Source organism: Oxalicibacterium sp., from assembly GCF_057353965.1.
The window spans coordinates 568748-580571 of sequence record NZ_JBMQZD010000001.1 but is presented as its reverse complement, the minus strand read 5'-3'; the positions used below and the strand labels follow the sequence as shown (position 1 = coordinate 580571).

Below are 11824 nucleotides of genomic sequence, written 5' to 3'. Positions count from 1 at the left end.
TGCGGAGCCGCTTGGCTTCGTGGGAATGCTCAGGATTTCTTGTTCGGCGATGTCTCGCGTTCCGCCATCGCTTCGCCGATCATCACCAGCACCGGCCCCTGTCTTTCCCCCAGTCCCTGTTCCAGATCGCGCAAAGTCATGCGCGAGATATGTTCGTTCGGCAGGCTGCAGTTCTCGACGACGACGACTGGCAACGCCGGTGAACGTCCTTGCTCCAGCAGTTTCTTCGCGGTGATGATGGCTTCGCGACCGCCCATGTACTGGATCAACGTATCGGTACTCGGGATGGTCGACAGATCCGGTTCGCCCGGTGCGGTGGCAGAGGTGAAGAAGGCAATGCTGCGTGCGATGCCGCGCTTGGTCAGCGGTTGCAGCGTGGAGGCTGCTGCGGCGAATGCCGTGGTGATGCCGGGAACCACTTCGACCGTGATGCCGTGCGATTCCAGCGCCGTCAGTTCTTCATCGGCGCGGCCGAACAGCATCGGGTCGCCGCCTTTCAATCGCACGACCAGTCGGTACTTGCGCGCACAATCGACCAGCAGTTCGTTGATGGCAATCTGCGCCGTCGAACGCTGTCCGCTGCGCTTGCCGACGGGAATCAGTTCCGCCTGCGGGCACAACGCGAGAACCTCTTGCGTGACGAGTGCGTCATACAGCACGACGTCGGCTTGCGCCAGAATGCGCACCGCGCGTACCGTCAAAAGATCGGCGGCGCCGGGACCGGCGCCGATCAGATAGACCTTGCCAGTTCCAGGCGCCGCCGTGTGCTGCGTCATGATGCGTTCGTGTTTCCGATAAGGATGATCAGAGACGAATCATGCCGGCTGCCACCGTCTGATGCGTGACTTCATCGATCAGGATGAAGGCGCCCGTTGAGCGGCTGGCATCGTAGGCATCGGCCGCCAGCGGCTGCTGCACGTTGATCGAGACGGTCGCGATGCCATTCAGCTTGACTTCATCGGCTGCATGACGCTGCTGCGTATTGATGTCGAGCAGCGATTCGATCTTCGATACGCGTGCAGCAACCCGACGCGTCGTGTGTTTCAGCCAGTATTTGCGACGCAGATCCAGCGGTTCTTCCGACAGCCAGCAGATTTCGGCATTGACGGTCTTCAGCAGCGTGGCCGGACGTGCCGCTTCGGCCAGCATGTCGCCGCGCGAAATGTCGACGTATTCATCCAGCAACAGCGTAACGGACTGGCCTGCGGTCGCTTCGTTCAGCGAACCGTTAAACGTTTGGATGTCCTTGACTGTTGCACTTTGGCCGCCCGGTTGCACGACGATCTTGTCACCCTTGGCGATGCGGCCGGCTTCGATGCGGCCCATGTACCCGCGGAAGTCGTTGGCTTCGTGACCGTTATGGCGTGCGACCAGCTGCACCGGGAAGCGGAACGGTTCGCCGCAGTCTTCGTCGTAGACGGAGAGGGATTCCAGCAGTTCGATCAGCGTCGGGCCGTTGTACCACGGCAGGTTGTCGCCGCGCACGACGACGTTGTCGCCAGCCAGTGCAGACAACGGGATCGGACGAATATCCTTCAGGCCCAGCGTCTTCGCGAATTCGGAATAGGCAGCGATGATGCGGTCGTAGACGGTCTGGTCGTAGTTCACCAGATCCATCTTGTTGACGGCCACGATCACGTGCTCGATCTGCAGCAGGTGTGCGATCGTCGAGTGACGCTTGGTCTGGATCAGCAAGTCCACGCTGCCGTCGTCGTTCAGTTTCACCTTCGATACGTCGATCAGGATGATGACGGCGTCGGCAGTCGATGCGCCGGTCACCATGTTGCGGGTGTACTGCTCGTGGCCCGGGGTGTCGGCGATGATGAACTTGCGCTTCGGCGTGGCGAAGTAGCGGTAGGCGACGTCGATCGTGATGCCTTGTTCGCGTTCGGCTTCCAGGCCATCGGTCAAGAGCGACAGATCGATCGTGTCGCCGACGGTGCGCTTGTTCTTGGCGCGCGAAACGGCGGCCAGCTGGTCGGCGAAGATGCCTTTGCTGTCAAACAGCAGGCGGCCGATCAGCGTGCTCTTGCCGTCGTCGACGGAGCCGGCAGTGATGAAGCGCAGCAGGCCGCGCTCGGCCGTTTGTTGGTCCGCCACGGCGGTATTCAATTGGGCGCTCATCAGAAATATCCTTCCTTCTTGCGTTTTTCCATCGATGCTTCGGACGTCTGATCGTCCATGCGGGTTGCGCCGCGTTCGGTAATTTGCGTGACGGCGGTCTCGGCGATGATGGCCGCGACCGAATCAGCATCGGACGAGACCGGGCAGGTGCACGAGATATCGCCGACGGTACGGAAGCGCACGGTCTGTGTTTCGACCTGTTCGCCTTCTTTCGCCGGCGTCAACGGCGTCAGCGGCACCAGCAGGCCGTTGCGCGGAATCACCTGGCGCTGGTGCGCGAAGTAGATCGACGGCAGTTCCAGTTTTTCGCGAGCGATGTATTGCCACACGTCGAGTTCGGTCCAGTTCGAGATCGGGAACACGCGCATGTTTTCGCCCGGATGGACGCGGGTGTTGTACAGATCCCAGAGTTCGGGGCGCTGCGCCTTCGGATTCCACTGGCCGAATTCGTCGCGGAAGGAGAAGATGCGCTCCTTCGCGCGAGCCTTTTCCTCATCGCGGCGCGCGCCGCCGATGCAGGCGTCGAACTTGTGTTCGGCGATGGTTTCCAGCAGCGTCACGGCTTGTGCAGCGTTGCGCGAATCGGTCTGTGGATTGCGCAGGCGCACGGTACCACGCTTCATCGAATCTTCCACATGGCCGACGATCAGGCGCTCGCCGAGTTCGGCCACGCGCTTGTCACGGAACTGGATGACTTCGTCGAAGTTGTGGCCGGTATCGATGTGCACCAGCGGAAACGGGAATTTGCCCGGACGGAAAGCCTTTTCGGCCAGGCGCAGCAGCACGACAGAATCCTTGCCGCCGGAAAACAGCAGTGCAGGGTTCGTGCATTCGGCAGCGACCTCGCGCATGATGTGGATCGCTTCCGATTCCAGCCAGTCCAGATGCTTGCTGCTGGCGGCGTCGAGAAAGTGTTTGTCGACTGCAGTGTTCATGAGGTTCTCAACAAAAATTAAGCAGAAGGTGAAACCGATTTGATGCGGATCAGCTTGCCATCGACGACGTGCAGGCCGCATTCTTTCGAGTCCGCGTTTTCCCACCACCAGCGGCCGGCGCGAACGTCCTCGCCGGGCTGGATCGCACGCGTGCACGGTTCGCAGCCGATCGACGGATAACCGCGATCATGCAATGCGTTGTACGGCACGTTGTTGCTGCGGATGTAGTGCCAGACGTCTTCTTCCGACCAGTCCGCCAGCGGGTTGAATTTTTCCATCGCGTGCGCATCGTCATGTTCCTGCACGGCGAGTTCTGCACGCGTGGTCGATTGTGCGCGGCGCTGGCCGGTGATCCATGCACGCTTGTCCTGCAGTGCGCGGTTCAGCGGCTCAACCTTGCGGATGTGGCAGCACTCCTTGCGCAACTCCACGCTGTCGTAGAAGGCATTCAAGCCTTTGTTCTTGACGTACGCTTCGACGGCTTCCGGCTGCGGACGATACAGTTCGACGTCGTAGCCGTAGGTTTCCTTGATCTTGTCGATCACGGCGAGCGTTTCCGCATGCAAGCGGCCTGTTTCCAGCGTGAAAATGCCGATGCGGTCCTGCAGCTTGTGACGCAGCACGATGTCGGTCAGCACCTGGTCTTCTGCGGCCAGGCTGGATGCCAGCACGGCCGGCGCGAACTGGTCGGCGACGCGTTGCAGTGTCTCGACGGTCTTCGCGACCAGCGCGTCGAAATCGACGGTGTCTGCGGCAGTGTTTGCGGCGTTTGTCATTTCGGTGCCACTGCTTGACGATCGACGCGACGGAACAGCGGCGACTTGCGATCCACCGAGATCTGGTAAGCCTCGGAAAAATCGGTCAACGCCTTCAGCGCGTCGTGAATGTTGCGGTCTGGGCGCGTTGCGAAGGCATTGAAGCCGACGCGCTGCATGTAATACATCTGATCGCGCAATACGTCGCCGATCGCGCGCAGTTCGCCTTCGTAGCCGAGGCGCGTACGCAGGTTGTAGGCGATCGAATAGCCGCGGCCGTCCGAGAATTTCGGGAAATCGACGGCGATCACTGCGAATTTGTCGACTTCGCCTTTCAGTTCTTCCGGGCGCTCGTCGCTGGCAATCCATACGCCGATTTCGGCGCGGCCTTGCAGCGCATCGCGCTGTGCATGCCATACGGTCAGCGGCACGATGATCTTGCCGGCCGGGACGGTGACGCTTTCTGCGGTTTCGCCTTCGGCCAGTCGCAACACTTCCCAATCGTCATTGACGACGGCCTTGTCCTTGATGATTTCACGCATATGCATCCTCGCCGGCGTTCTGTTGAATATTGATCGGGGTCGCATAGACCTGCGTCTTGAACGGTTCGACGCCGACACGGCGCACCGTATCGATGAAGCGTTCGCCGTCGACGCGGTTCGTCACATAGGTCTGCAGCAGGCGGTCGATCACTTCCGGCACCTGTTGCGCGGAGAACGACGGGCCGATGATCTTGCCGATCGCGCTGTCGTTGCCTTGCGCACCGCCCAGCGAGATCTGGTACCACTCGGAACCGTCCTTGTCGACGCCGAGAATGCCGATGTTGCCGATGTGATGATGGCCGCAGGCGTTGATGCAGCCCGACATGTTGAGTTCGATCTCGCCGATGTCATGCTGGAAATCGATGTTCTCGAAGCGCTCGGTGATTGCCGCCGCGATCGGAATCGACTTGGCATTTGCCAGTGAGCAGAAATCGCCGCCGGGGCAGCAGATGATGTCGGTCAGCAGGCCGATGTTCGGCGTGGCGAGTTGATGCGATTTTGCTTCCTGCCACACGGTAAACAGGTCGGCCTGCTGCACGTCGGCCAGCACCAGATTCTGTTCGTGGGTGACGCGCAGTTCGCCGAAGCTGTAGCGGTCGGCCAGGTCAGCGACGAAATCCATCTGTTCGGCAGTGGCATCGCCCGGCGGCACGCCCGGTTTTTTCAGCGACAGCACGACGGCTGCGTAGCCCGGAACCTTGTGCGGCTTGACGTTGCGCTTCATCCAGTTGTCGAAGCCCTTGTGCTCGCTGCGCTGCTGTTGCAGCAAGGCGTCTTCGTTGGTCAGTGCGGCGTACGGCGGCGGCGCGAAGTAGGCGGCGATACGCGCGACTTCGTCTTCCGTCAGCGTGCCCGGACCATCGGCCAGATCGGCCCATTCGGCCTCGACCTTGCTGGCGAATTCTTCCGGTCCGATCGCCTTGACGAGGATCTTGATGCGTGCCTTGTACTTGTTGTCGCGGCGGCCGTACTGGTTGTAGACGCGCAGGATGGCTTCGATGTAGGTCAGCAGGTGCTGCCACGGCAGGAACTCGCGGATCACGCTGCCGAGGATAGGCGTGCGGCCCAGGCCACCGCCGACCAGCACGCGGAAGCCGAGTTCGCCCTGTTCGTTCTTGACGACGGTGATGCCGATGTCGTGCATCGCGGTGGCAGCACGGTCTTCGGCTGCAGCGTTGAAGGCGATCTTGAATTTGCGCGGCAGGTAGGCGAATTCCGGATGGAAGGTACTCCATTGACGGATCAGTTCGGCATACGGACGCGGATCGACCAGCTCGTCCGGCGCCACGCCGCAGAATTCGTCGGCGGTGGTATTGCGCACGTCATTGCCCGAGGTCTGGATCGAGTGCATCTCGACCGAGGCCAAGTGTTCCAGCAGGTCCGGCGAGTCTTCCAGGTTGATCCAGTTGAACTGGATGTTCTGGCGCGTCGTGAAGTGGCCGTAGCCGCGGTCGTACTTGCGTGCGATGAAGGCCAGCTTGCGCAGCTGCGTCGACGACAGCAGGCCGTAAGGAATGGCGATGCGGTACATGTAGGCATGGCGCTGCATGTACAGGCCGTTCTGCAGGCGCAGCGGCAGGAATTCTTCCTCTGTCAATTCGTCCGCAATGCGGCGGCGCACCTGATCGCGGAACTGTGCGACGCGCTCCTTGACGATTTGATGGTCGTATTGGTCGTAGCGATACATCTTGATGTCCTCAAAAAACGAGCTTGATAGCGACGGTCGTCAGCGTGGTGGCCAACAGGACGCGCAGGATTTTTTCCGGTATGGCTCGCGATACCAGCGAGCCGAGCGTGATGCCGGGCACGGAACCCAGCAACAAGGTCGCCAGCAATACCCAATCGATGGAACCGAGCCACCAGTGACCGAGCGCCGCGATGAAGGTCAGCGGCACGGCGTAGGCGATATCGGTGCCGGCGATTTCGGCCGGCGTCAGGCGGGGATAAAGCAGAACCAGAATCGTTGCGCCGATGGCACCGGCGCCGATCGATGAGATTGTAACCAATGTGCCGAGAATCGCGCCAGAAAGAATCGTCGCGAACAACAGTTTGCCGCCGTGCAGCTGGCGGTTCGGGTGCTGCGCCATCCAGTTCTGCAGGCGGGTGCGGAAAATCAGCGCGATTACGGTCAGGCCTACCGAACCGGCGATCGAATAACGGATGATGTGCGCGGCTTCAGGGCCGAGTCCGCCGAAATGCTTGAGCGCGAACGTGGTCACGACGGCAGCCGGCAGCGCGCCCAGGCATAACTGGCGAACGACGTTCCAGTGGACGTTGCCCTTGTAGCGGTGCGCGGCGGTGCCGGCGACCTTGGTCACGGACGCGAAGGCGAGGTCGGTCCCGACCGCGACCGACGGCGAAACGCCGAACAGCAGCGTCAGCAGCGGTGTCATCAGCGACCCGCCGCCCACGCCCGTCAGACCGACCAGCAGGCCGACGGCGAATCCGGAAACCATATAAGAAACAGACATAAGACCTCGCGCAAAGTAGGGCGAATGGTAATAAACTTATGTCTTATTCCAAACTATTTACTAATTATTTGCTTATATGCGATTTGTTTATAAGCAACCACGGAAAACGACGATGCGGAAGATGCCGGGAGGAAAATCGTGAATCTTCATCAACTACGTTTCGTCCGCGAAGCGGTACGCCAGAATTTCAATCTGACCGAAGCGGCCAAAGCGCTGTTTACATCGCAGCCGGGCGTGTCCAAGGCCATCATTGAACTCGAGGAAGAGTTAGGTGTTGACATTTTTACACGTCATGGCAAGCGCATCCGCGGCCTGACCGAACCCGGCCGTGCCGTGCTGAAGTCGGTCGAGACCATCATGCAGGAAGTCGACGGCCTGAAGCGCATCGGTAACGAATTCGCCGCGCACGATAGCGGCAGCTTCACGATCGCCACCACGCATACGCAGGCGCGTTATTCGCTGCCCAAGGTGGTACAGGCTTTTTCGCAGAAATTTCCCAAGGTGCGGCTGTCGCTGCTGCAGGGCAATCCGAAGCAGGTGGCCGACATGGTGCTGATGGATCAGGCCGATCTGGCGATCGCGACCGAATCGATCGCCGATATCGACGGCCTGATTTCGCTGCCGTGCTACCAGTGGGAACATCTGGTGGTGGTGCCGCCCGAGCATCCGCTGCTGAAATCGAAAACGGTGACGCTGGAGGAAATTGCCGCCTATCCGCTGATCACCTACGACAACGCATTCACCGGCCGCAACAAGATCGACCACGCCTTCCAGCTGCGCGGCCTGAAGCCGGACATCCTGCTGGAAGCGATCGATGCCGACGTCATCAAGACCTATGTGGAACTCAACCTGGGCGTTGGCATCATTGCCGGCATGGCGTTTGATGCCGAGCGCGACAAGAACCTGTGTGCAATCCCGGTCGGTCATCTGTTCGGTACCAATGTGTCGCGGCTGGCGCTGAAACAGGGCGCATATCTGCGCGGTTATGTATTTACTTTTATCGAACTGCTGGCGCCGGCGCTGAACCGCAAGCTGGTGGAGCAGGTGCTGAGCGGCGAGAAAGACGTCTATGAACTGTGACAGTAGTGGCGACGCCAGTAGCAAAGGAGTGAAATGAGCGATACGGTCAAAACCGACATAGCCGAGTACTATGCGCGGCGCGACAACTTCGACGAAGAGGATGTCGAGAATCCGGATGCAGCCGATGCGCTGGACGACATCATGGACAGGCTGCGCGAACTGATGGCAGGCCAGCGCGTGCTGGAGTTGGCCTGCGGCGACGGCTATTGGACCGACGAGCTGGCTGAATACGCGGAATCGGTGCTGGCGACCGATATCAACCCGAATTTGCTGGAGCTGGCGCAGACACGCGAGCTGCCGGAAGAGGTTGTGCAGTTTGCCGTTGCCGATGCGCTCGATCCGCAACTGGAAAATGCTCAGACAGGCGATTTCACCGCATGCTTCGCCGGTTTCTGGTGGTCGCATGTGCGGCGGCAGGATCAGGCAGATGTCATTGCGCGTTTGACGAAGATCGTCGGTAAGGGCGGGCTGCTGGTGCTTGTCGATAATTCCTTCATTGAAGGCGAGACTGTGATCGCGCGTACCGATGCGGAAGGCAATACCTACCAGATTCATACCGTGCCGGGCGGCGACCGCTACGAGATCGTCAAGAATTATCATACCGACAGCACGCTGCGCAAACGGTTGGGTCCGTTGCTACGCGACATGCGCGTGCACCGTCATGATCATTACTGGATGCTGACCGCCAGATTGAAATAGGCGGTAACAAGGAGCAGGCATGAGATCCACCAAGGCCACGGCCGCCGTCGAGCGGCTGAAGGAACGCAGCGGCAACGAACATTACGCAATGGTGATGACCGGCGACGGCCTGTTCTATCTGGTCGATCGCTCAGGAGACGGCGAGCCGCAGGTCGTTAGCGAACGTTTGCCGCTGGAAGAGTTCGTCGTCTTCGTCAAGGCCTTCGGTCCGCAGAAACCGCGCAAGGCGACGAAAGCCGATCTGGCGTTCGAAAAGCAGCTGGCCAAAAAATAGCCCGACGATGGTGCAGCAGGGTTTCGATACGATCAGTCTGGATCGTGTGTCCGGCGAATGCGTGCTGACGCTGATCGATCATCTGCCCTGGGATGCGCAGCATCTATACGACTTGCAGCAGCGTATCAATCTTTGCCTGCGGGCGATCGAAAGCGGCGAACTGTTGCTTTCTCATCCCGAGGCCGTGGATGGTGATTTTGGTGAGTTCGTCATCCAGCTGCGCTGCATTCATGAGCCCGATGCAGAGGCGCGTGCTTTTCTGGAACAGGCGAACAAGGTGCTGGACGAAGCAGGCTACCGGTTGCGTTTCGGCCCGCTCGGTTCGGCATATGCCGACGCCTCCGCATAGCGTATTGCCGACATCCGTTGCCGGATACGGTATGCTTCAGCCACGGACGCATCGCCGCACCCCGGTGCTGCGCACGCATCCCGAATATCCCAAAGCCTGAAGCGTGATTCACTTTTACAAGGACACAACATGAGACAAGCATCCCGCGGCAGCAAACTTCTTCTTTGCGCCCTGGCGGCAGCCAGTTTTTCCGCCAGCGCCTTGGCACAGAGCTGGCCGAATTCCACCGTCACCGTCGTCGTTCCCTGGCCGCCGGGCGGCCCGTCGGACATTGCGGCGCGTCCGATCGCCAAGCGCCTGACGGAAGATCTGGGCCAGCCATTCGTCATCGACAATCGCGGCGGCGGTGGCGGCAATATCGGCAGCGCCGTGGTGGCGCGTGCCCATCCGGACGGCAACACGCTGCTGATCACATCGAGCGCGCCTATCGTCATCAATCCGAGCCTGTACAAGCGGATGCCGTTCGATCCGTCGAAGGACCTGACGCCGATCACCAATCTGTTGCGCGTACCGCTGGTGCTGGTGGCCAATCCGTCGGTGCCGGCCAACAACTTGAAGGAACTGATGGCCTACATTCAGTCGAAGAAGGGCGATTTCTCTTATGCGTCTGCCGGCTCGGGTACGCCGCAGCACATGACGGGCGAACTGTTCAAGAGCGTTACGCATCTCGACATGACGCACGTGCCGTACAAGGGTTCGGCACCGGCGATTTCCGATCTGCTGGGCGGCCACGTGCCCATCATGTTCGACAGCATGATCGCCATCATGCCGCACATCAAGAGCGGCAAGGTCAAGGTGATTGCCGTCTCCAGCGACAAGCGCTCGCCGTTGCTGCCTGACGTGCCGACCTTCGCCGAATCAGGCCTGCCGCAGGTGGTGTCGTATGCATGGTATGGCTTCTTCGCACCAGCCGGCACGCCGAAAGACGTGGTCGACAAGATCAATGCCGAAACGCTGAAGGCGATGAAGGCGCCGGAATTCCAGCGCATTCTGGCCGATACCGGTTCGGATTTTGTCGGCGATACGCCGGAGAATTTTGCGAAATTCGTCAAGGCCGAATCGATCAAGTGGTCGAAGGTCGTCAAGGAAAGCGGTGCGACGGTCGATTGATCTGGCTGCCCCGAAAGCAAACAAAAAGCCCGTCCTCGTGACGGGCTTTTTATTGCAGATGCATTGTCAAACTGAATCGATGCGCGTGACGGCAGCCGGATCGCGAAGTCGACGGCGACAACGCGCGATGGACGAATGCGTTGTGCGTATTTAGTCGTTCAGTGTCGCCACCACAGGCGCGTGATCGGAAGGTTGTTCCCATTTGCGCGGCACCTTGTCGATCACGCATTCGGTACAGCGATCCGCCAGCGGCTGCGTCAAGAGGATGTGGTCGATGCGCAGGCCCATGTTGCGGCGGAAAGCCATCTGGCGATAGTCCCACCAGCTGTAGAGTTTTTCTGGCTGCTCGAACATGCGAAAGGCATCCTTCATCTCCAGCGACAGCAGATCGCGGAAGGCATTGCGTTCCGGTTCGGACACGTGCGTCTGGCCTTCCCATGCGGCGGGATCGCAGACGTCGCGGTCTTCCGGCGCGATGTTGTAGTCGCCCAGCAGCGCCAGTTGCGGATGCGTGGCGCATTCGGCTTTGAGCCAGTCGTGCAGCGCCTTCAGCCATTGCATCTTGTAGGTGAATTTCTCCGAATCCAGCGACTGGCCGTTCGGGATATAGACACAGACGATGCGCATGCCTGCAATGGTGGCGGCGATGATGCGCTGATGATCGTCGGGGAACAGCGGATTGTTCTTTACCACGTCGGCAATCGGATGGCGCGACAGGATGGCGACGCCGTTATAGGTCTTCTGGCCGGTGAAGGCAGCGTGATAGCCGGCGGCCTCGATTTCGGCGATCGGGAATTTGTCGTCGGTGAGCTTGAGTTCCTGCAGGCACAGGATGTCGACCGGATTTTCCTCCAGCCATTTCAGCACGTGCGGCAGGCGGACCTTGAGGGAATTGACGTTCCAGGTGGCGATCTTCATGTGATGGAAAATTTCCTTTTTCTTCAAATGCTTATGGATGCGAGGTGCACGCGTTGCATCGTCTGGCTACCCGGGCCCGGCAGATTGGCAGTTGCCGATTTTATTGGAATGCAAGGTGGAGCCGGCGTTGCAGAACGTGGCTTCAGGTGCGCGGCAGATCGGTCGGCAGCTTGTCCGGACGATTGCCCATCTGCCATGCGTACCACAGGCTTTGCGCGATACGCTGAGCGGCTCCCTTGGCACGTTCGCGCAGCGCTGCATTGGGTTGTGCCGCCAGCGTTTCGTCGAACAGCGACAGCCAGCGTTCGAACATCGCGGGATTCAGTTCGGGCAGCGCGACGTGCTTCTGCATCGGTGTGCCGGAATAACGGCCGGTACCGCGCAGGATGGAAGTCCAGAAATCGGTGAGCAGCGCGAGGTGATGGTCCCAGTCCTCGATGCGGGCATTGAAGATCGGCCCGATCAAATCGTCGCGCCGGACCTTTGCATAAAATTTGCGGACGAAATCGGCGACTTCCTCGTCCGTGCAGAGTTCAGGTGAAATCATTTTGCATCTCTCGAAACGCT

The 11824-nt window shown here is 60.0% G+C and carries 14 protein-coding genes; 5 read left to right on the top strand and 9 right to left on the bottom strand.

Annotation, left to right across the window (positions count from 1 at the left end):
- Positions 1 to 29: 29 nt before the first annotated feature.
- Genes cobA through ACO1VH_RS02845 form a run of 7 tightly spaced genes read right to left on the bottom strand, consistent with a single transcriptional unit; the run spans position 30 to position 6827 of the window.
- Positions 30 to 776 carry a uroporphyrinogen-III C-methyltransferase gene (gene cobA / locus ACO1VH_RS02875; RefSeq protein WP_486242294.1) on the bottom strand — a complete coding sequence of 249 codons (747 nt, stop codon included), beginning with the start codon at positions 774 to 776 and terminating at the stop codon, positions 30 to 32.
- A gap of 28 nt (positions 777 to 804) precedes the next feature.
- On the bottom strand, positions 805 to 2124 hold the full coding sequence (locus ACO1VH_RS02870) for a sulfate adenylyltransferase subunit 1 (RefSeq protein WP_486242293.1): 1320 nt from the start codon (positions 2122 to 2124) through the stop codon (positions 805 to 807).
- Positions 2124 to 3059, bottom strand: a complete 936-nt coding sequence (gene cysD, locus ACO1VH_RS02865) for a sulfate adenylyltransferase subunit CysD (protein WP_486242291.1) — start codon at positions 3057 to 3059, stop codon at positions 2124 to 2126. The genes ACO1VH_RS02870 and cysD overlap by 1 nt, the downstream gene beginning before the upstream one ends.
- A 17-nt stretch (positions 3060 to 3076) precedes the next feature.
- Entirely contained in the window at positions 3077 to 3835 is a 759-nt protein-coding gene (locus tag ACO1VH_RS02860) for a phosphoadenylyl-sulfate reductase (protein WP_486242290.1), read from the bottom strand.
- Positions 3832 to 4356, bottom strand: coding sequence for a DUF934 domain-containing protein (locus tag ACO1VH_RS02855; RefSeq protein ID WP_486242288.1), 525 nt, complete (start codon positions 4354 to 4356; stop codon positions 3832 to 3834). Before ACO1VH_RS02855 ends, ACO1VH_RS02860 begins: the two co-directional genes overlap by 4 nt.
- The gene (locus ACO1VH_RS02850; RefSeq protein ID WP_486242287.1) at positions 4349 to 6043 is read right to left on the bottom strand and encodes a nitrite/sulfite reductase; all 1695 of its coding nucleotides are present in this window, start codon (positions 6041 to 6043) and stop codon (positions 4349 to 4351) included. The genes ACO1VH_RS02855 and ACO1VH_RS02850 overlap by 8 nt, the downstream gene beginning before the upstream one ends.
- 10 nt (positions 6044 to 6053) lie before the next feature.
- A complete protein-coding gene (locus tag ACO1VH_RS02845; RefSeq protein ID WP_486242285.1) occupies positions 6054 to 6827 on the bottom strand; it encodes a sulfite exporter TauE/SafE family protein in 774 nt (257 codons plus the stop codon).
- A 138-nt stretch (positions 6828 to 6965) separates the two neighbouring features.
- On the opposite strand from ACO1VH_RS02845, the gene ACO1VH_RS02840 reads away from it, so the two are divergent.
- From ACO1VH_RS02840 to ACO1VH_RS02820, 5 genes are all read left to right on the top strand, one after another.
- Positions 6966 to 7907 (top strand): CysB family HTH-type transcriptional regulator, encoded by a 942-nt coding sequence (locus ACO1VH_RS02840; protein WP_486242283.1) that lies wholly within the window; start codon positions 6966 to 6968, stop codon positions 7905 to 7907.
- A 33-nt stretch (positions 7908 to 7940) separates the two neighbouring features.
- A complete protein-coding gene (locus tag ACO1VH_RS02835) occupies positions 7941 to 8606 on the top strand; it encodes a class I SAM-dependent methyltransferase (RefSeq protein ID WP_486242282.1) in 666 nt (221 codons plus the stop codon).
- 19 nt (positions 8607 to 8625) lie between these two features.
- Entirely contained in the window at positions 8626 to 8880 is a 255-nt protein-coding gene (locus ACO1VH_RS02830) for a hypothetical protein (protein ID WP_486242280.1), read from the top strand.
- A 7-nt stretch (positions 8881 to 8887) separates the two neighbouring features.
- Positions 8888 to 9229, top strand: a complete 342-nt coding sequence (locus tag ACO1VH_RS02825) for a DUF6572 domain-containing protein (RefSeq protein WP_486242279.1) — start codon at positions 8888 to 8890, stop codon at positions 9227 to 9229.
- A gap of 129 nt (positions 9230 to 9358) precedes the next feature.
- On the top strand, positions 9359 to 10339 hold the full coding sequence (locus ACO1VH_RS02820) for a Bug family tripartite tricarboxylate transporter substrate binding protein (protein ID WP_486242277.1): 981 nt from the start codon (positions 9359 to 9361) through the stop codon (positions 10337 to 10339).
- A 150-nt stretch (positions 10340 to 10489) separates the two neighbouring features.
- Here ACO1VH_RS02820 and xth read toward each other — a convergent pair whose 3' ends face one another.
- Together xth and ACO1VH_RS02810 are read right to left on the bottom strand one after the other, a co-directional pair.
- Positions 10490 to 11257, bottom strand: a complete 768-nt coding sequence (gene xth / locus ACO1VH_RS02815; RefSeq protein ID WP_486242276.1) for an exodeoxyribonuclease III — start codon at positions 11255 to 11257, stop codon at positions 10490 to 10492.
- A 142-nt stretch (positions 11258 to 11399) separates the two neighbouring features.
- Positions 11400 to 11804, bottom strand: a complete 405-nt coding sequence (locus tag ACO1VH_RS02810; RefSeq protein ID WP_486242274.1) for a group III truncated hemoglobin — start codon at positions 11802 to 11804, stop codon at positions 11400 to 11402.
- Between the last annotated feature and the right edge of the window lie 20 nt (positions 11805 to 11824).